This is a genomic window from Streptomyces sp. Act143, assembly GCF_003143935.1.
Taxonomy (GTDB): domain Bacteria; phylum Actinomycetota; class Actinomycetes; order Streptomycetales; family Streptomycetaceae; genus Streptomyces.
In genome coordinates, this window is record NZ_QFRX01000001.1 from 6,581,605 (window position 1) to 6,600,019 (window position 18,415).

Here is an 18,415-nt window from a genome sequence, read left to right on the forward strand (position 1 = left end):
GCCGAGCACCACGGCGCCCCGCCCCGCGATATGTGAGCATGGCTGTCCCCTGGAGTGTTTCGGAGCGTGATGAGTACCAGCTGGCGGCATCGGGCGGTGACCCGCCCGAAGGCCCTGGACGGCGCGCTGCTGGTCCTGCTGTTCGCGGCCACCGTCACCGGCGTCCTCGTCACGCGCGCCCCGGCCTCCGGCCCCCTGACACTCTGGCCGGGCCTCGCCCTGTCCGCGCTCTCCTGCGCCGCCCTGAACCGGCGCCGGAGCCACCCCCTGACCGTGCTGGCCGTCACCGCGCTGTGCACGATCGCCGTCGGAGCCCTGGGCTACCTCCTGACGCCCCTGCTGATGGGGCCGCTGCTGGTCGCGCAGTACGAGACCAGCCTGCGCACACCCCGGCGCACCGGGTGGAACAGCGCCCTGATCGTCACCGGCTGTGTGGTGGTCAGCGGCCTGCTCTTCCCCTCCTTCCTCCACTCCGTGATCTTCACCGTCGTCAACCCCACGGCGTGGATCCTGCTCTGCGCGGCCCTCGGCGGCTACCGGCGGGTGCGCCGCGAGTACGCCGTGGCCCGTGCCGAGCACGCCGACCGGCAGCGTGAGGAGGAGGCACGCCACCGGGTCGTCCAGGAGCGCATGCGCATCGCACGCGAACTGCACGACGTGGTCGCCCACCACCTCACCCTGGCGGACGCCCAGGCCGGAGCCGTCAAGCACCTCCTGCGCACCCGGCCCGACCAGGCCCAGGAGATCATCGACAGGCTGCCGGAGACGACGGCGGCGGCCCTGCGGGAACTCAAGGCCACCGTGGGGCTCCTGCGGCACGAGGGCGACCCCGCCGACGACCTGGCCCCCGCCCCGGGGCTGGACCGGCTGCCCGACCTGGTGGACTCCTTCGCGGCGGCCGGCCTCCGTGTCGGCGTCACCGTCGACGGGGAGCGACGCCCGCTCACCCCCGTACTCGATCTGACGGCCTACCGGATCCTCCAGGAAGCACTCACCAACGCCACCAAACACGGTGCCGGACGCACCGCCGAGGTGCGGCTCGCGTTCGCCCCCCGGCGCCTGACACTGACGGTCACCAACGACACCGCCGCCGACCGCACCCCCGTGCCGTCCGGCCCGGGAAGCGGGTTCGGCCTGATCAGCATGCGCGAGCGCGCCACCTCGGCGGGCGGCACCTTCCACGCGGGACACCGCCCCCGGGGCGGCTTCCAGGTGGTCTGCGCCCTGCCGCTCGACCTGCCCCCCGACCGTCGCGACGAAAGCGCCGCCCCATGACCATCCGCGTTCTGCTCGCCGACGACCAGGCTCTGCTGCGGGCCACCTTCCGCATCCTCATCGACTCGACCGACGACCTGACGGTGATCGCCGAGGCCGCCGACGGGCGGGAGGCCGTCGAGCTCACCGAGGCGCACCGGCCCGACGTGGTCGTCATGGACCTCCGGATGCCGGACACCGACGGCGTCGCGGCCACCGCCGAGATCTGCTCACGGACCGAGCTGACGGACACCCACATCCTCGTCCTGACCACCTTCGAGAACGACGAGAACGTCGCCAAGGCCCTGCGCGCCGGCGCGAGCGGTTTCCTCGGCAAGGGCGTCAGCCCCGATGTCCTGCTGTCGGCCATCCGTACCGTCGCCGCCGGCGAGGCCCTCCTCTCGCCCCACGCCACCCGAGCCCTCATCACCCGCTTCCTCGCCACCCCGGCCACCGACGACCTGCTCGTCCTCCCCGACGCCGTCAAGGCCCTGACCGACCGCGAACGCGAGGTCGTCACCCTGGCCGCGCACGGCCGGTCCAACACCCAGATCGCCGACCACCTCGTCCTGAGCCCGCTGACCGTACGCAGCCACATCCAGCGCGCCATGACCAAGCTGCACGCCCGCGACCGCGCCCAGCTCGTGGTGATCGCGTACCAGAGCGGACTGGTGAAACCGCAGCCCCCGGCGGCGGGCGCGACGGACACCCACTGACCGGCGGCAGTCCGGCGGGAACCCGGGGCCCGCCCACCGGCCCGGCGCGGCGCGGGTACGTCCTGCGCCCCGTGCACGGGAGGACCTTGTCGGCCCGCCCTCGGGTCCGGTCGGCCCCTTGGACGCCCGGGTGCCCCGGAGAAGGCTGAACGCGAGAGGGGTTGAAGGGGGGACAGGCATGCTTCGGTCCCGTACCAGGCCGCTACGGCACACCCGTCCGGCCCGTGGCAGAACAGCCACCGACACCGTGCCGCTGGTCCCGCCCACGGCGGCGCGTTCGGCCATGGGGGAGGAGGGCTCCGATCCCGTCTTCGTCGACTCCAGCGGACGCCGGGGCCGCCGCATCCGGCGCGTCGCCTACGCCGCGGGCACGCTGTGCGCCGGGTACACCACGGTGCTGGTGCTCAGCTTCATGGGGGCGACGCCGTTCGCCCCGAGCGCCGTGCTGCCCGTGCCCGGTGTGCCCACCCAGGAGCCGGGCAGCGTCCGGGAGACCACGCCCGAGGAGCTGCCGGGTGCGTCCGTGGCCCCCTCGACCGGACCCCCGTCCGCTTCTCCGTCGCAGATCCCGGGCGGCTCCGCCACGCCGACCGGTTCGTCGCCGGCCGGCGGGAGGCATTCCGTCCCGGCGACGAACCCGGGAACGACGTCCTCGCCCACGGGCGGCTCCACGCCCACGGGCAGCACGACGCCCACGGGCAGCCCGTCACCGACGAGCAGCCCCTCACCCACCGGCAGTCCCACACCCACTCCGTCGTACTCCGGCACCAGCCCCTCCGGTGACGCGTCGAGCACGGCCGTGGACGGCTCCGACGGCACGCCGGTCACCGCGACCGGCACCTCCTTGGGGTCCTGACGATGTCCGCGCAGCCGGCGAGGACCCGCGCCGCGTCCCGCCCCAGAATCCTCTCCCTGCTCCTCGTCCTCGCCGTCGTGGCCGGAGTCCTGCTCCTGCACGGCTATGTGCACGGGGAGTTCGCCGCCGACCACCGCGTCCACCCGCCCGTCGGCAACGACCGCGTACCCCGGGAGGTGCTGCACGGCGGCCCGGTCGTCGACACCACCGCGTCCCGCACCCGCAGCCACACCCTGCCGGCCCGCACCGTCGCCCTGACCTTCGACGACGGCCCGGACCCCACCTGGACGCCGAAGATCCTCGACGTACTGGACCGCTACCACGCCAAGGCCACGTTCTTCGTGACCGGCGCGGCCACCGCGCGCGAACCCCGCCTGGTACGGCGGGCGGTGGCGGCCGGGCACGAGATCGGCGTGCACACCTTCACCCATCCCGACCTGGGGTACCAGTCCGCGGCGCGGACCGACCGCGAACTGGCGCAGACCCAGCTCGCCCTGGCCGGGGCGGCGGGCATCCACAGCCCGCTCGTGCGCCCGCCCTACTCCTCGCACGCCGCGGACCTGGACGACGTCTCCTGGCCGACGGTCCAACGGCTGGGCGAGAAGGGCTACATCACCGTGCTCGTCGACCTCGACACGGAGGACTGGCGGCGGCCGGGCGCCGACGCCATCGCCGACCGGGTCACGGGGCGGCTGACCGGCCAGGGGGCCGTGGTGCTGCTGCACGACTCCGGCGGCGACCGCGCCCAGACCGTGCGCGCGCTGGAGACCTTCATCCCCCGACTCCGCGACCGCGGCTACCGGTTCACCACGGTCAGCGAAGCGCTGGGTGCCGACAGCGCCCACCAGTCCGTCTCCGGCGCCGAGTTGTGGAGCGGACGGGTCTTCGTGGCGGCCGTGGTGGTGGGGGACCGGCTGGTGCCCGCGCTGGCCGTGCTCCTGGTGCTGGTGGGCGCGCTGATGCTGGCGCGGTTCGCGGCCATGCTGGTGCTCGCCCGCCGCCACGTGCGGCGGCGCCGTGATCCGGGCTTCTCCTGGGGGCCGGAGGTCACCGAGCCCGTCAGTGTGGTGATCCCCGCCTACAACGAGCGGGCCTGCATCGCCCAGACCGTGCAGTCCGTCGTCAAGAGCGAACACCCGGTCGAGGTCGTGGTGGTGGACGACGGCTCCACCGACGGCACCGCCGAGGTCGTCCACGCGCTGGCCCTGCCCGGCGTCACCGTCGTACGCCGGCCCAACCAGGGCAAGGCCGCCGCGCTCAACACCGGGGTGGCGTACGCCTCGCACCGGCTGGTCGTGATGATGGACGGCGACACCGTCTTCGAACCGGAGACCGTCCACCACCTCGTGCAGCCGTTCGCCGACCGGCGGGTCGGAGCGGTCGCCGGCAACACCAAGGTGGGCAACCGCGGTCGTCTGCTGGGCCGTTGGCAGCACCTCGAATACGTCATGGGGCTCAACCTGGACCGTCGGATGTACGACGTGATCGGCTGCATCCCCACCGTGCCCGGTGCCGTCGGCGCGTTCCGGCGCACCGCCCTGCGGCACGTCGGCGGACTGAGCGACGACACCCTCGCCGAGGACACCGATCTGACCATGGCCCTGCACCGGGCGGGCTGGCGCGTGGTCTACGAGGAGCGGGCCCGCGGCTGGACCGAGGCGCCGGCGACCGTCGGCCAGCTCTGGCGGCAGCGCTACCGGTGGAGCTACGGCACCTTGCAGTCGATGTGGAAACACCGCCACGCGGTCGTCGAACGCGGCCACGCCGGACACTTCGGCCGCTACGGACTGGCCCTGGTGGTGCTGTTCACCGTCCTCACCCCGCTGCTGGCCCCGCTCATCGACCTGTTCCTGGTGTACGGGCTGCTCTTCCAGGACCCGGCCCGCACGGCTGCCGCCTGGGGCGCGCTCCTCGGCGTCCAACTCCTCTGCGCCGCCTACGCGTTGCGCATCGACGGCGAGAAGCCGGGCGCCCTGTGGACGCTGCCGCTCCAGCAGCTCTTCTACCGTCAGTTGCTCTACGCGGTGCTCCTCCAGTCGTGCACCACCGCGCTCACCGGCGCCCGCCTGCACTGGCACAAGCTGCGGCGGACGGGCCAGGTGACGGCGCCGCCCGCCCTGGAACCGCGACCGGCGCCCCGACCCGTACCGCAGCCATCGCCCCGACCCGTACCGCAGCCGGTGGTGCCGGCCATCGATCAGGCAGCCACCGTCACGCAGCCTGCCCCTGCCCCTGCCCCTGCCCCTGCCCTTGCCGCGCAGCCCGCGCTGCCCGCTCCGCCCGCGCCCCGCCGGAAGGGCGGCCGGAACCTGTATCTGGACTTCCTGCGGGCCGTCGCGCTGGTCCGGGTGGTCACGTACCACACCTTCAACTGGGCCTGGCTGACGCTCGCCTTCCCCGCCATGGGCGTGATGTTCGCGTTGGCCGGTTCGCTGATGGCCCGTTCCCTCGACCGCGGCGACCGTTCCGCGGTGGCGGTCGTACGGGCCCGGATGCGCCGGCTCCTGCCGCCCGTGTGGCTCTTCGGCCTCGTCATCGTCGTCACGATGCTGCTGAAGGGCTGGCGTCCGGACCAGGCTGGCGGCGGAGAGGCGGCCGCGTGGGCCCGGATGGTGTTCTGGATCGTGCCGGTGAGCGAGCCGCCGTTCGCCGACACCGACTGGGCGACACAGGTCGTCGCACCCCTGTGGTACATCCGCGCGTACCTGCTGTTCGTCCTGCTCTCACCACTGCTGCTGCGAGGCTTCCGCCGGGCACCACGAACGGCGGTGGCGGCCTTCCTGGGGCTGGTGGTGGTCGCGCAGGCAGAGCTGTTGCCGCTGCCCGGCCGGCTCGCCGAGCCGTTCACCGACCTGGTCACGTTCGGGGCCTGCTGGTTGCTGGGCTTCGCCCACCACGACGGCCTCGTGCGCCGGCTGCCGGGGGCCCGGGTGGTGGCGATGGCGGCGGCCGTGATGGCGGCGGGTGGCTGGTACGCGCTGACGCACCGGACCGAGGAGGGCTACGACCTCGGCTCGATCCCCCTCGGCCAGGCCTTCTGGTCCGTCGGCTTCGTCCTGCTCCTGCTGCGGTTCGGACCGACCGGGGACCGCTGGGTGACCCGGCACCGGCCCCTGCACGCAACGGTCGTGCTGCTCAACGCCCGCGCCGTGACCGTCTATCTCTGGCACGAGGTGGCGCTGGTCCTGGGGGTCCTCCTCATCGACCAGATGTGGCGGGTGCCCGCGCTGGAGAACCGGCTGCCGCTCGACGCCGGATGGTTCCTCTATCTCCTCGCCTGGCCGCTCATCGCCCTGGCGGTCCTGCTGGTCGGCTGGTGCGAGGACCGCGCGGCGAAACGTCCGCTGCGGCTGTGGCCGCGACCGGCCGGCGGACCCGACCGGGCCGCGGCAGGTACGGGCCCAACCGGCCGACAAAGGTCCGTACGGCCGGGTGGCAGCGGCTGATCGGCCCTCTTCCGGCCGGGCGGGACGTGAGACGGTGCAAGGGGAGGGAACGGGACCGCCGGCCAAGTGCGCAAGGGGGTGCCGAACGATGGCGACGACACATCCCACCCGGGTGACGAAGGTGTGGTTCTGGCGGTGGCGGCGCAATCCCCTCCGCCGTCGCAGCGACCGCCTGGAGGCCTGGATCGTGGTGGCCACCTGGGTCATCGCCCTCGCGGGCGCCTTGTTCGCGGGCCGGGCGACGGAGGCGGGGATGCAGCACAGCTTCGCCGAGCGGCGTGCGCAGGTGCACCCGGTGGCGGCCGTGCTCACGCAGAACGCCCCCAAGACCCCGACCGTGACGACCTCGGGCGGTGACACCAGGGTGTGGGCGAAGGCGCGCTGGACGGACTCCGACGGCGTCACCCGCACGAGCCTGGTCAAGGTCGAGCCGGGCAGTGCGGCGGGCACCTCGGTCGAGGTGTGGACGGACCGCGCCGGCAACCCGGTGACCACACCCGTCACCGCGGCGGACGCCCGCGTGCAGTCCGTGCTGGTGGGCGTGTCGGTCGCGCTGGTGGCCGGGACCACGGTCATCGGGTGCGGACGGCTCGCACGCTTCCGTCTGGACCGCGCCCGGATGCGGGAGTGGGAGACGGAGTGGGCACGGGTGGGTCCCCAGTGGCGCAAACACATGAGCGGCTGAGCGGCTGGGCTGGGCCCGACCGAACCCCACCGAACCCCACCGAACCCCACCGGACCCCACCGGGCCAAGGCGCGGGCACGAGGACGAAGACGTCCGCGAGACGGCTCTGACCGGGGCCGCCGCTGACAGGGCCGGGCGGGGCAGCACGACGGGACCGTTCGGCCCAGTGCCCGTGCCGCGTCCCGGGCGGATGGTGGGAACAGGCCCGATGGGAAGGGGGCTGAGATGCCCTGGGAGACGATCCGGAAGGGTACCGCGCCTCTGGTGCCGCCCAATCTCGACGACTACGAGAAGGTGTGTGAGGGCTTCTCCTGGGCGAGCGCCCGTGACCAGCTCCGCGGGCTGCCCGGCGGCCGGGGACTGAACATCGCCTACGAGGCGGTGGACCGGCACGTCGAGGACGGCCACGGCACGGCAGTCGCCTTGCGCTGCGTGGGCCGCGACGACTCCGTGACCTCCGTGACGTACGAGGAACTGGCCCGCTCCACCGACCGCTTCGCCAACGTGCTGCGCTCGCTCGGCATCGGCCCCGGAGAGCGGGTGGTGACGCTGCTGGGGCGGTGCCCCGCGCTGTACACCGTGGTCCTGGGCACGCTGAAGAACACCAGCGTGCTGTGCCCGCTGTTCTCCGCCTTCGGGCCGGACCCCGTGGCACAGCGGCTGCGCCTGAGCGACGCCCGGGTGCTCGTCACCACGGCCGAGCTGTACCGCAGGAAGGTCGCCGGGCAGCGCGCCCGGCTGCCCGGACTGGACCACGTGCTGATCGTCGGCGGGGGCGCCGCAGATCTGCCCGACACGGTCTCCTACGAGGCGCTGATGGCCGACGCGCCCGACACCTTCACCATCCCGGCGACCTCACCCGACGACATGGCGCTGCTGCACTTCACCAGCGGCACCACAGGTACCCCCAAGGGCGCCGTGCACGTCCACGAGGCGGCCGTCGCGCACTACACGACCGCGCGGTACGCCCTCGACCTGCACCCGGACGACGTGTACTGGTGCACCGCCGACCCGGGCTGGGTCACCGGCATGTCGTACGGGATCGCCGCACCGCTCATGCACGGCGTGACGGTCGTCGTCGACGAGGGCGACTACGACGCCCGCCGCTGGTACCGGATCCTCGCCGAACAGCGGGTCACCGTCTGGTACACCGCGCCGACGGCGCTGCGCATGCTGATGCGGACGACACCGCGGACCGGACCGTACGACCTGCCCGCCTCCTTCGACCTGAGCGCGCTGCGCTTCATCGCCTCGGTCGGCGAGCCGCTCAACCCGGAGGCCGTGGTCTGGGGGCGCGACGTCCTGGGGTTGCCGGTGCACGACAACTGGTGGCAGACCGAGACCGGCGCCATCATGATCGCCAACTTCGCGGCCTGCGACATCCGCCCCGGCTCCATGGGCCGCCCGCTGCCCGGCGTGGAGGCGGCGGTGCTGCGCCGCGGGGAGGACGGCCGCGCGGCGGTCGTCGACGGCCGGGTCGGCGTGCTCCAGGAACCCGACGTGGAGGGCGAGCTGGCGCTGCGGCCGGGCTGGCCGTCCATGTTCCGCGGCTATCTCCACGACGAGGAACGCTCCGCGGCGGCGTTCGCCGGCGGCTGGTACCTCACCGGCGACCTGGTGCGGCGCGACGCGGACGGCTGGTACTGGTTCGTCGGCCGCGCGGACGACGTCATCAAGTCGGCCGGACACCTCGTCGGACCGTTCGAGGTGGAGAGCGCGCTGATGGAGCACCGGGCGGTCGCCGAGGCCGGAGTGATCGGTCGGCCCGACCCGGTCGCCGGGAACATCGTCAAGGCGTTCGTGTCCCTGCGGCCCGGCTACGAGGCGACCACCGCGATGCGGCAGGAACTGCTGGCGTTCGCCCGCCGCCGGCTCGGCCCCGCTGTCGCGCCCCGCGAGATCGCCTTCGACCAGCACCTGCCGCACACCCGCAGCGGCAAGGTCATGCGGCGCCTACTGCGGGCCCGCGAACTCGGCCTGCCCGAAGGCGACATCTCCACCCTGGAGGGAACGGAGGGGCCCGCATGAGCACCACCCGCACCCCGCGCAAGCCCAAGACCAAGGCCACGGGTAAGGGCAAGGCGCAGCCGAAACAGCTGACGGCACATCAACTGGCGCTGCTCGCCTCCATGCTGCGCGTCCGGCGCTTCGAGGAACGCTGCGTCGAGCTGTACAGCGCCGCGCGCATCCGCGGCTTCATGCACCTCTGCATCGGCGAGGAGGCCGTCGCCGTCGGCGTCAACGAGGCGCTCACCGAGGACGACGCGGTCGTGTCCACATATCGCGAGCACGGCCACGCGCTCGCCCGCGGCGTCCCCGCCGACGCGGTCATGGCGGAGATGTTCGGCAAGGTCACCGGCTGCAGCCGGGGCCGCGGCGGCTCCATGCACCTCTTCGACGCCGAACGCCGCTTCTACGGCGGCAACGCCATCGTCGGCGGCGGACTGCCGCTCGCCGCCGGACTGGCCCTGGCCGACCGCATGACCGGCCGCTCCCGCGTCACCTGCTGCTTCTTCGGCGACGGAGCCTTCGCCGAGGGCGAGTTCCACGAGACGGCCAACCTCGCCGCCCTGTGGGGACTGCCGCTGCTGTTCGTCTGCGAGAACAACCTCTACGCGATGGGCACCGCCCTGGACCGGGCACAGGCCCAGACGGATCTGGCGATGCGGGCCGCCTCTTACGGCATGGTCTCCTGGGCCGTCGACGGCATGGACGTGCTCGCCGTCGAGGACGCCGCCCGGCGGGCCGCCGAAGGCATCCGCGCGGGCACCGGGCCGCACTTCCTGGAGATGCGCACCTACCGCTTCCGCGCCCACTCCATGTACGACCCCGACCGCTACCGCGACAAGGCCGAGATCGAGCAGTGGAAGGAACGCGACCCGATCGACCGCCTCGTCCGGCGGCTGCGGGAGCAGGCCGGACTGACCGACCGGACGCTCACCGACCTGGAGAGCCGGACGGGCGCCGAGATCGACGCCGCCGTGGAGCGCGCCGACCGGGCCGCCGAGGAACCCGTCGCGGACCTGCTGCGGTACGTCACCAGCCCCGCGGAGGAGGCGAGTTGACCATGGTGGCCACCAGTGACCCCGCCGAACGCAAGACGACCTATCGCGAGGCGATGCGCGAGGCCCTGCGGGACGCGTTGCGCGCCGACGACCGGGTGTTCCTGATGGGCGAGGACGTGGGCCGCTACGGCGGCTGCTTCGGCGTCAGCCTCGGCCTGCTGGAGGAGTTCGGCCCGGACCGCGTCCGCGACGCCCCGCTGTCGGAGTCCGCGTTCGTCGGCGCCGGCATCGGCGCCGCCCTGGCCGGGATGCGCCCGATCGTCGAGATCATGACGGTCAACTTCAGCCTGCTCGCGCTCGACCAGATCCTCAACAACGCCGCGACCCTGCTGCACATGTCCGGCGGCCAGCTGGCGGTCCCGATCGTCATCCGTATGACCACCGGCGCCGGACGGCAGCTCGCGGCCCAGCACTCGCACAGCCTGGAGGGCTGGTACGCGCACATCCCCGGCCTCCGGGTCCTGGCCCCGGCGACCATCGCCGACGCCCGCCACATGCTGGCCCCGGCGCTCGCCGACCCCGACCCCGTGCTGATCTTCGAGCACGGCGGGCTGTACAACACCTCCGGCGACCTCCCGGCCGACGCGGGTCCCGTCGACCTCGACCACGCGAGCATCCGCAGGCCCGGGACCGACATCTCCGTGATCACGTACGGCGGTTCGCTGCCGAAGGCACTGGCCGCGGCCGACGAACTGGCGAGCGGTGGCATCAGCGCGGAGGTCATCGACCTGCGTACTCTGCGCCCCCTCGACGATGCCACGATCACCGGCTCCGTCGCCCGCACCCACCGCGCCGTCGTCGTCGACGAGGGCTGGCGCACCGGGAGCCTGGCCGCCGAGATCTCCGCCCGCATCACCGAGCAGAACTTCTACGACCTCGACGCCCCTGTCGAGCGCGTGTGCAGCGCCGAAGTGCCCATGCCGTACGCGCGCCGGCTGGAGGAGGCCGCGCTGCCGCAGGTCGCCGGGATCGTCGCGGCCGCTCGTCGTGCGGTCGGGCCCGCCCCGTTCACCGTCGACGAGGAGCGGGCGCCGAACGGCAGGAGGGCCGGCTGATGGCCGAGTTCACGATGCCCTCGCTCGGCGCCGACATGGACGAAGGGCTGCTGCTGGAATGGCTCGTCGGCCCCGGCGACCACGTCGGCAAGGGGGACGTGGTCGCGGTCGTGGAGACCGACAAGGCGGCCATCGAGGTGGAGTGCTTCGAGTCGGGGACGGTGGGGCGGCTCCTCGTCGAGCCCGGGACGCGGGTGCCGGTGGGGACGGCGTTGGCGGTGATCGAGGAGGGGGCGGAGAGCGTTTCCGGGGCTGGAGAGGCGGAGCAGGAGGTCGCCGCTGTGGAGACGCCGCCGCTGGAGCCTGCCATCCGGGCGGAGGAGGCACCCCGGGGGGAGGCGGTGACCCGCACGACCGTGGCGCCGGAGCCCGAGCCTGCTGCCGCTGAGCCCGCTGCCGTCCCCGCGGCGGCCGCCGCTCCCGCTGTGACGTCGCGTCCCGAGCGGCCCGGCGTGGACAGGCCGGTCGCCGGGGTGGGGCCGCTGGTGCGGCACCTCGCGGTGGAGCGGGGCGTCGATCTGACGTCCGTGCACGGCACCGGACGCGGCGGCCGGATCACCCGTGCGGACGTCGAGCACGCGGTGCCGGGGCAGGGGCCGGTGCCGAGGCCGGGGCAGGGGCCACGGGTGCGGGCCACCCCGTACGCCCGGCGGCTCGCCCGCGAACTGGGCGTGGACCTGACGGCGTTGCACGGCACCGCGGACGGTGGAGCGGTGCGCGCCGCGGACGTGCACGCGGCCGTGCGCGCACGCGGCGGCCCGAAGACACCCGAGCCGCAGCGGACCGAGGACCGTCGGCAGCGACCGGAAACCGCGCCCACGGCCGGGCCCGTGCCCGCAGCTGCACCGGTGTCGCCGGAGGGGCGCAAGGACCAGCGCGCGGCCGCCATGCGCCGCGCCATCGGCGAGCTCATGAGCCGCTCGAAGAAAGAGATCCCGCACTACTACCTCTCCTCCACCATCGACCTCACCCCGGCCGTGGAGTGGCTGCACCGCCACAACCGCGGCCGTCCACCCACCGAACGGCTCGTCCCCGCGGCCCTGTTGCTGAAGGCCGCGGCGGTGGCGGCGCGGGAGGTACCGCAGCTCAACGGCTTCTGGCAGAACGGCGAGTTCACACCCGGCACCGGCGTCCACCTGGGCATCGCCGTGTCCCTGCGGGACGGAGGCCTGCTCGCACCGGTGATCCACGACGCCGACACGCTCGCCCCGGACGCCCTCATGGCCGCGCTCAAGGACCTCGTCCGGCGTGCCCGCCTGGGCCGGCTGCGCGGCAGCGAGCTGTCCGGAGCCACGCTCACCGTCACGAACCTCGGGGACCAGGGCGTGGAGTCCGTGTTCGGTGTCATCTACCCGCCGCAGGTGGCCCTGGTCGGCTTCGGCGCGGTCGTCGAACGGCCCTGGGCCACCGGCGGGATGCTCGGCGTGCGCCCCGTGGTGACCGCCACCCTGTCCGCCGACCACCGGGCCAGTGACGGAGCGGTCGGGGCGCGCTACCTCACGGCGGTCGACCGACTGCTGCGCAAACCGGAGGAGTTGTGAACCAGATGAAGGCCCTGAACAGCACGGAGGCACTGACCGTCGTCAAGGAGTCCATCACGCAGATCATCCCGGACGCCGACTTCACCGACGTCCGGCCCGACGACAAGATGCGGGACGTGCTGGAACTCGACTCGCTCGATTTCCTGAGCCTGGTGGAGATCCTGTCGGAGCGCACCGGCGTGCGCATCGACGAGGACGACTACCCCGAACTCACCACCCTGGCCGACACGGCACGGTTCCTGGTCGCCCGCACCGCCTCGCCACCACTCGACACCTGAGACCGAGCGGCCCACGGCAACAGGGCCTTCCTGACGGCCAGAAGAATCTGCGGGAAGCTGCCCATTTCGACTGGCCCGGAGGCGATCCATGACCATGGAAGCAGAGCAGCCGACCCGCAGGATCTCGCCGGACACGCTTGCAGAATGCGAAGACAGCGCACGATTCTGGGGTGACGAACTCGGCCCTTACGGAGCGCAATTGCAACGGAGGGCCGACTATTTCGCCGTGGCCTCCACCATGCTGAGTACCCTCGTCGGACTCAGCGTCTGGCCTCTTCTGACGGCCTCCACGGCTTGGTGGGCGCAGGCCATCGTCTCGCTCGTCGCGCTGAGCGCCGCGTTTGCTTCGGCAGTGCCGAAGTACAGGAACTACGCCGAGTGCGCATCCGAGATCCGCATCCTCGTCAGGGAGTTCCAGCACGAGAAGGGCCTGTTCCGAGACGCGCTGCGTGCGATTGAGGAAGAGCGCACGGAGAAAGGTCAGGCTCTTGCCGTCACGGCGCACGACCTGTTCGAGATCACGCACGCCAGGAAAGGTGAATTGCACCCGTTCCCCGAGGAGTTGCAGGAGCGCCGCGGCCTGGAGAGGAAGGCGAAAGCCGAAGTGCGCGCGGGATTGCACCCGGCGGCCGAGCACCACCCGATCTCTCCTTGAGGAGCTGTCAGCGGCCGGCGCACGGCGGAGGGGCGCGAAGATCCGTGCCCCTCCGGTTCCGCTCGCCGTGAGGGCGGCGGCAGGCCGCATCAGCCTCAGGCGACCCTGCGCAGGTGCTGCTCCTCCTCCAGCACCTTGGCCTCGTCGGTGAACTTACGGGCCACACCGGCGAGGAAGTGGAGCACCTCGTGCCAGAAGTACGCCGTGCCCGCGACGAGGAATCCGGTGAGTGTGGTGGCGATGGTGTCGTTGCGCACGGCGAGGTTCCAGGCTCCGAAGAGGTCGAAGTCGGCGAGCCACGCGGTGCCCATGCCGAGAGCCACCAGGGTGAACGCCCAGAGCTCCGGCAGCCGTTGCACATAGCGGTGCCCGACCCTTGCGACGATCAGCACAGCCAGTCCGAGCAGCGCCAGCATCCCGAACGCATACATGAGATCCGCCGCCTTCCTGAGAGGAACGTATGCCGACGGGAGGGGACGACGTGGAAGCCGCCTGTCGTTCCCTTCTGGTGTCAGCGTCGCGCGTCGCTCAGGCCGGTGCCAGGGCCGGTGGGCCTCGGGCGGGGCCGCAAAGGGCCCGCTGCGGGGAAAGGACCGGGGACGGTCGGGGCATTGCGCGACCCTGCGCCGTTCACCTCGGGCGGGCCGGGGACCACTCGGGGCGGCCTTTCCCCCGCCCTGCGGACGGGGCCGTTCGGCCCGGGTGCGGACCTTTCGGACTCTGGCCCGGCGGCTGCCGCCGGCGGATGGTGGGAGACGGACCGGCAATTGCGCCGTAAACGCTCTCATGAGGGCGCGTTGCCGCCGTACGCATCCGGAACGCGCCGTGACCGGGCGCCCGGCACTGTGAGAAGCAAGGAGGACCAGCGATGACTCTTCCCGAGCGACGCGACAGGGGCGCGGCATGGGGCCCCTTCCACTTCCATGAGCTGCAGGAACTCCGGAATCGGATGGACCAGCTCATGCACGCCACCTTCCCCTTCCCCGGGGTCGACTTCCCCGAGTCCGCGATCGAGGCATGGGCGCCCCTGGCCGATGTCGAGGACACCGAGGACGCCTACCTGGTGGAGCTGGAACTGCCCGGTGTGGACAAGGACCAGATCACCGTGGAAGTCACGGACGGGGAGCTCGATGTCCGCGGTGAGATCAAGGAGAAGGCACGCACCGGCGTGGTCCGGCGCCACACCCGCCGCATCGGCCAGTTCGACTACCGCACCAGCCTGCCGCCGAACGCCGACACCGAGCACGTCAGCGCGGACCTGACCAACGGAGTCCTTACCGTGCGCGTCCCGAAGACCGAGCAGGCCAGGCCGCACCGCATCGAGATCACCGGCTGAACCGCGAGGACGGCGTACGGCGTCGGTCGCCGAGGTGTCTCACGTACCGGCGGGGGAGGGCCGGGTGTCGTCGGTCCGGTACGTGAGGTGCTCGGCGACCGACACCACGCCGTCGACGCTCCGGCACAGCCGCTCGATGACGGGGATCAGGCTCTTGTACTCGACGCAACCGCCGAGGGTGACCTGCCCCTCGCGTACCTCGGCCGTCACTTCCGAGGAGGTGAGACCCATGGTCCGGCGCAGCACGTCGCCGGTGATCTCGTCGCGGATGGCGTCGTCCCGGCGCAGGAAGACCCGCAGCAGGTCGCCGCGGCTGACGATGCCCCGGAGCGTGTCCGTGTCGTCGACCACGGGCAGCCGCTTGACGTGGTGGACCTCCATCAGCCGGGCCGCCTCCACCACGTTCCAGTCCGGGCGCGCGCACACGGCGGGCGCCGACATCAGCTCCTCGGCCCTGGTCCCCTCGGCCTTGGCCCGCTCCCACGCCTCCAGGCGCGGAATCGGCGTCCGGTCCGACGGATCGCTCCGGTCCGCGGCCTTGCGCAGCAGGTCGGCCTCGGAGACCACCCCGAGCGGGCGGTCCAGGTCGTCCACCACGGGTACGGCGGTGACTCCGTGCTCCGCCAGCAGTCTGACGATCTCCTTGAACGGAGTGTCGCGGCGGGCCCGGACGACGTCTCGGGACATGAGCTCTGCGACCGTTCGATGGTGCATGGCACCGTTCCCTTCGGATCGTGACACCGGCTCGTCGTGGCCCCCGACCAGGGTCTTCTCGCCCGTGCGGCGGCACGTCGCGCGTGGCACGTTGGGTACAACAGCATTCTGCGGAAACGGCGGCGATCATGCGAGCTCACGTCGGCGACCATCTGGTCGTGGAAAGCCCCGTCACCGGCGCTACCAGGCGCGACGGCGAGATCATCGGACTCCACCACGAGGACGGCACCCCTCCCTACGACGTCCGCTGGTCGGACACGGACGAGGTGACGCTCGTGTTCCCGGGGCCCGACGCGCGGGTCCGGCACGTCGCGCAGGAGGCCGGGAGCCCTGAGGCCCCCCGCCCGGGCGGCACGGACGGCGAGACGGGTGCCGGTACGGAAGCCCCCGCCGGGGCCGGGGCGTCCGGCTCCGGTGACATCGGGCGGCGCGTGGCCACCGAACGGCGTCGGCAGGGCCTGACCCGGGGCGAGACGGCCCGGCGCGCCCGCATGGCGCCGGACTACCTGGCGTATCTCGAGGAACACCCTGCCGACCCGAGTCTGGCGAGCCTGGTCCGGCTGGCGGCGGCATTGGGCACGAGCGTCGCGGCCCTGCGCGGGGGCGGCATCGATCTGCCCCCGGGCCAGGGCCATGCGCTCCTCCACCCCGAGCTGCGGGACCTCGGCCCGCAGGAGTGCCGCGCCCGGCTCTCCACGCACGGCGTGGGGCGCGTCGCGGTGTCCACTCCCGACGGCCCGGCGGTCGTCCCGGTCAACTACGCGGTCGTCGACGACGCGATCGTCTTCCGTACCGCGCCCGGCTCGGTGCCCGCACGGGCCGTGGGAGCGGACGTGGCCTTCGAGGTCGACCATCTCGACGAGGCCATGAGCCAGGGCTGGAGCGTGCTCGCCGTCGGCCCGGCGCGGGCCGTCACGGAACCGGAGGCGGTGCGGCGGCTGGTCGAGCACGCCCATACCGAGCCGTGGGCCGGGGGTGCGCGGGAGATGTGGGTGGCGATCCGGCCCACGCGCCTCACCGGCCGCCGGATCGGTCCGGCCGAACGCTGAGCGGCGCCGGAGCGTCGCTCTCGATCGTCACCTCGGGCGGGACGCACAGGGTGTTGTGGACGGCGCAGCGGCCGACCACGGCGTGCAGGCCCTCGCGGAGCACCCGGCTCAGCGGCGCGGGCAGCAGGATGCGCAGACGGACGGCCGAGACGCGGGGCGCTCCGTCGTCCGTCATCCGGAAGTCCGTCTTGACCCGCAGGTGGTCGTACGGCTGGTCGAGGAGTTGCAGGAAGCGGACGGCGTCCGCGGCGACGCAGGCGGCGAGGGCCGCGACGAACAGCTCCACCGGGGTGGGGCCGTCGTTGTCGCCGCCGGCCTCGACGGGCTGGTCGACGCTGAGCTCGTGCTCGCGGATGAAGAGGGCGAACGCCCGGTCCGCCACGTGTGTGACCTCGATCCGGCCGGGCGGCTCCGCGAGAGCGCGGGCGGATCGAGCCGTGCGCGGGGCACGGGGCGGTGATGCGGTGCTCATGTGCGCCTCCCTCGGGGTGCGCGCGAAGTCCTCGGCGCGCGGTGTCGGGTGGGTCAGGGGCGGGGCCTGGTGGCCGTGTCGAGCCAGGACAGGGCGCGGCTGATGTCGGCCAGGGTGACGATGCCGACCAGCCGGCCGTCGTCGAGGACCAGCGCTCGGCGGTCGCGGCTCGCCTGCAGCCGCGGAAGCAGGTCCACGACGAGGTCGTACGGGGCGGTGGTGAGCACGTCGGGCAGGGGACGCATGACATCCCCGACCGTGGCGGTCGCCCGGGCCGGGAGCGGGGTGTGGTTGACGAGGGCCACCGTCACCAGCCCGGTCGCGGTGCCGTCGGCGGCGAGGACGGGGAAGGCGGAGTGCCGGTAGCGGCCGAACGGGCCCTCGGCCAGGAACGCGGACAGGGGTGTGGTGGCCCTGACGGTGACCGGGTCGCGGGTCATCACCCGGCTGACCGGCAGGTCGTCCAGGACGCCGCGCACGCGTGCGTCCCGCTCCTCGGCGGTCGCGGTGCTGATCAGGAACCAGCCGATCAGCGCGGGCCACAGCCCGGACAGGTCGCCCGCGAAGAGCATCGCCGCGAACCCGGTCACGATCATGAACCAGCCCAGCATGCGGCCTGCCGCGGAGGCCGCCCGGGTGGCCCGCATCCGGTCGCCGGTGCGGTGCCACAGGAAGGCGCGCAGCAGTCGGCCGCCGTCCAGGGGCGCGGCGGGCAGGGCGTTGAAGACCGCCAGCATGACGTTGATCGCGGCGAGCCAGGCGATCGCCTCGACCATGAGCCCGGAGGCGTCGATGGCCTCCAGCCCGAGGGCGAGTCCGGTGAACAGCGCGCCGGCCACCGCGCTGGTCAGCGGCCCCACGCCCGCGATCCGCAGCTCCGCCCGGGGGTTCGGTGCCTCGCTGCGCAGGCGGGCGACGCCGCCCAGCATCCACAGCGTGATGTCGTCCACCTGGACGCCGTTGCGGCGGGCGACGACCGCGTGGGCGAGTTCGTGGGCCAGCAGCGAGGCCAGGAACACCACCGCCGTCAGCAGCGCCGCCGCCCAGTAGGCCCAGCCGGGGTGGCCGGGATGGGCGTCGGGGAGGCGGCCCGCCGCGAGCGTGACGGTCACCAGGGTGACGATGACCAGCACGCTCCAGTGCAGGCCGACGCGCACACCGGCGATCCGCCCCAGGGGCAGCGTCTCCTTCATCGGTTGCCTCGCCTCACGGCGCCCCGACCCGGGAGCCGGGGGTCCCGTCCCTCCCGCTCCATGGCCGAGCGCCCTTCTCCGTATGGCCCGTTCATCGCGC

The 18,415-nt window shown here is 73.0% G+C and carries 17 protein-coding genes; 12 read left to right on the forward strand and 5 right to left on the reverse strand.

The genetic code is table 11. The features are described 5' to 3' along the window. Positions 1-69 precede the first annotated feature (69 nt). Together DI272_RS30135 and DI272_RS30140 are read left to right on the forward strand one after the other, a co-directional pair. Positions 70-1,275 carry a histidine kinase gene (locus tag DI272_RS30135; protein WP_109498351.1) on the forward strand — a complete coding sequence of 402 codons (1,206 nt, stop codon included), beginning with the start codon at positions 70-72 and terminating at the stop codon, positions 1,273-1,275. Then, entirely contained in the window at positions 1,272-1,970 is a 699-nt protein-coding gene (locus tag DI272_RS30140; protein ID WP_109498352.1) for a response regulator transcription factor, read from the forward strand. Before DI272_RS30135 ends, DI272_RS30140 begins: the two co-directional genes overlap by 4 nt. 357 nt (positions 1,971-2,327) lie before the next feature. On the opposite strand, the gene DI272_RS30145 is transcribed toward DI272_RS30140, so the two are convergent. Beyond that, complete coding sequence (locus DI272_RS30145; protein ID WP_146238401.1) at positions 2,328-2,798, reverse strand: hypothetical protein; 471 nt, start codon at positions 2,796-2,798, stop codon at positions 2,328-2,330. 30 nt (positions 2,799-2,828) lie between these two features. On the opposite strand from DI272_RS30145, the gene DI272_RS46280 reads away from it, so the two are divergent. The 8 genes from DI272_RS46280 to DI272_RS30185 all read left to right on the forward strand — a co-directional run bounded on the left by DI272_RS46280 (position 2,829) and on the right by DI272_RS30185 (position 13,551). After that, entirely contained in the window at positions 2,829-6,272 is a 3,444-nt protein-coding gene (locus tag DI272_RS46280) for a glycosyltransferase (RefSeq protein WP_181387355.1), read from the forward strand. An 88-nt stretch (positions 6,273-6,360) separates the two neighbouring features. After that, positions 6,361-6,957: a hypothetical protein gene (locus DI272_RS30155; RefSeq protein WP_109498354.1), complete on the forward strand. Its 597-nt coding sequence runs from the start codon at positions 6,361-6,363 to the stop codon at positions 6,955-6,957. A 225-nt stretch (positions 6,958-7,182) separates the two neighbouring features. Next, complete coding sequence (gene acsA, locus DI272_RS30160) at positions 7,183-8,985, forward strand: acetate--CoA ligase (protein ID WP_109498355.1); 1,803 nt, start codon at positions 7,183-7,185, stop codon at positions 8,983-8,985. Beyond that, positions 8,982-10,022 carry a pyruvate dehydrogenase (acetyl-transferring) E1 component subunit alpha gene (gene pdhA, locus DI272_RS30165; protein WP_181387356.1) on the forward strand — a complete coding sequence of 347 codons (1,041 nt, stop codon included), beginning with the start codon at positions 8,982-8,984 and terminating at the stop codon, positions 10,020-10,022. Before acsA ends, pdhA begins: the two co-directional genes overlap by 4 nt. Positions 10,023-10,024: 2 nt before the next feature. Continuing rightward, positions 10,025-11,077: an alpha-ketoacid dehydrogenase subunit beta gene (locus DI272_RS30170; protein ID WP_109498356.1), complete on the forward strand. Its 1,053-nt coding sequence runs from the start codon at positions 10,025-10,027 to the stop codon at positions 11,075-11,077. Continuing rightward, positions 11,077-12,618, forward strand: a complete 1,542-nt coding sequence (locus DI272_RS30175; RefSeq protein ID WP_109498357.1) for a 2-oxo acid dehydrogenase subunit E2 — start codon at positions 11,077-11,079, stop codon at positions 12,616-12,618. The genes DI272_RS30170 and DI272_RS30175 overlap by 1 nt, the downstream gene beginning before the upstream one ends. Positions 12,619-12,623: 5 nt before the next feature. Continuing rightward, positions 12,624-12,896, forward strand: coding sequence for an acyl carrier protein (locus DI272_RS30180; protein WP_109501120.1), 273 nt, complete (start codon positions 12,624-12,626; stop codon positions 12,894-12,896). A gap of 88 nt (positions 12,897-12,984) precedes the next feature. Further along, positions 12,985-13,551 (forward strand): hypothetical protein, encoded by a 567-nt coding sequence (locus DI272_RS30185; RefSeq protein WP_109498358.1) that lies wholly within the window; start codon positions 12,985-12,987, stop codon positions 13,549-13,551. Positions 13,552-13,646: 95 nt separating this feature from the next. Here the strand turns inward: DI272_RS30185 and DI272_RS30190 are convergent, their stop codons facing one another. Beyond that, positions 13,647-13,982 (reverse strand): hypothetical protein, encoded by a 336-nt coding sequence (locus DI272_RS30190; protein WP_109498359.1) that lies wholly within the window; start codon positions 13,980-13,982, stop codon positions 13,647-13,649. A 437-nt stretch (positions 13,983-14,419) separates the two neighbouring features. On the opposite strand from DI272_RS30190, the gene DI272_RS30195 reads away from it, so the two are divergent. Further along, entirely contained in the window at positions 14,420-14,887 is a 468-nt protein-coding gene (locus DI272_RS30195) for an Hsp20/alpha crystallin family protein (protein ID WP_109498360.1), read from the forward strand. A gap of 39 nt (positions 14,888-14,926) precedes the next feature. Here DI272_RS30195 and DI272_RS30200 read toward each other — a convergent pair whose 3' ends face one another. Further along, a complete protein-coding gene (locus tag DI272_RS30200; protein WP_109498361.1) occupies positions 14,927-15,601 on the reverse strand; it encodes a CBS domain-containing protein in 675 nt (224 codons plus the stop codon). 128 nt (positions 15,602-15,729) lie between these two features. On the opposite strand from DI272_RS30200, the gene DI272_RS30205 reads away from it, so the two are divergent. Further along, on the forward strand, positions 15,730-16,650 hold the full coding sequence (locus DI272_RS30205; RefSeq protein ID WP_109498362.1) for a pyridoxamine 5'-phosphate oxidase family protein: 921 nt from the start codon (positions 15,730-15,732) through the stop codon (positions 16,648-16,650). On the opposite strand, the gene DI272_RS30210 is transcribed toward DI272_RS30205, so the two are convergent. After that, a complete protein-coding gene (locus DI272_RS30210) occupies positions 16,616-17,122 on the reverse strand; it encodes an OsmC family protein (RefSeq protein WP_109498363.1) in 507 nt (168 codons plus the stop codon). The two genes, DI272_RS30205 and DI272_RS30210, sit on opposite strands and share 35 nt — an antisense overlap. A 53-nt stretch (positions 17,123-17,175) precedes the next feature. Further along, the gene (locus tag DI272_RS30215) at positions 17,176-18,315 is read right to left on the reverse strand and encodes a site-2 protease family protein (RefSeq protein ID WP_181387357.1); all 1,140 of its coding nucleotides are present in this window, start codon (positions 18,313-18,315) and stop codon (positions 17,176-17,178) included. Positions 18,316-18,415: the final 100 nt, after the last annotated feature.

Bases quoted from the DNA above. Each gene is read 5' to 3' on its own strand.
- DI272_RS30180 (WP_109501120.1), top strand. From the start codon at position 12,624: ATGAAGGCCCTGAACAGCACGGAGGCACTGACCGTCGTCAAGGAGTCC.
- DI272_RS30175 (WP_109498357.1), top strand. From the start codon at position 11,077: ATGGCCGAGTTCACGATGCCCTCGCTCGGCGCCGACATGGACGAAGGG.
- DI272_RS30205 (WP_109498362.1), top strand. From the start codon at position 15,730: ATGCGAGCTCACGTCGGCGACCATCTGGTCGTGGAAAGCCCCGTCACC.
- pdhA (WP_181387356.1), top strand. From the start codon at position 8,982: ATGAGCACCACCCGCACCCCGCGCAAGCCCAAGACCAAGGCCACGGGT.
- DI272_RS30140 (WP_109498352.1), top strand. From the start codon at position 1,272: ATGACCATCCGCGTTCTGCTCGCCGACGACCAGGCTCTGCTGCGGGCC.
- DI272_RS30210 (WP_109498363.1), bottom strand. From the start codon at position 17,122: ATGAGCACCGCATCACCGCCCCGTGCCCCGCGCACGGCTCGATCCGCC.
- acsA (WP_109498355.1), top strand. From the start codon at position 7,183: ATGCCCTGGGAGACGATCCGGAAGGGTACCGCGCCTCTGGTGCCGCCC.
- DI272_RS30190 (WP_109498359.1), bottom strand. From the start codon at position 13,982: ATGTATGCGTTCGGGATGCTGGCGCTGCTCGGACTGGCTGTGCTGATC.
- DI272_RS30155 (WP_109498354.1), top strand. From the start codon at position 6,361: ATGGCGACGACACATCCCACCCGGGTGACGAAGGTGTGGTTCTGGCGG.
- DI272_RS30170 (WP_109498356.1), top strand. From the start codon at position 10,025: ATGGTGGCCACCAGTGACCCCGCCGAACGCAAGACGACCTATCGCGAG.
- DI272_RS30215 (WP_181387357.1), bottom strand. From the start codon at position 18,315: ATGAAGGAGACGCTGCCCCTGGGGCGGATCGCCGGTGTGCGCGTCGGC.
- DI272_RS30195 (WP_109498360.1), top strand. From the start codon at position 14,420: ATGACTCTTCCCGAGCGACGCGACAGGGGCGCGGCATGGGGCCCCTTC.
- DI272_RS46280 (WP_181387355.1), top strand. From the start codon at position 2,829: ATGTCCGCGCAGCCGGCGAGGACCCGCGCCGCGTCCCGCCCCAGAATC.
- DI272_RS30185 (WP_109498358.1), top strand. From the start codon at position 12,985: ATGACCATGGAAGCAGAGCAGCCGACCCGCAGGATCTCGCCGGACACG.
- DI272_RS30200 (WP_109498361.1), bottom strand. From the start codon at position 15,601: ATGCACCATCGAACGGTCGCAGAGCTCATGTCCCGAGACGTCGTCCGG.
- DI272_RS30135 (WP_109498351.1), top strand. From the start codon at position 70: ATGAGTACCAGCTGGCGGCATCGGGCGGTGACCCGCCCGAAGGCCCTG.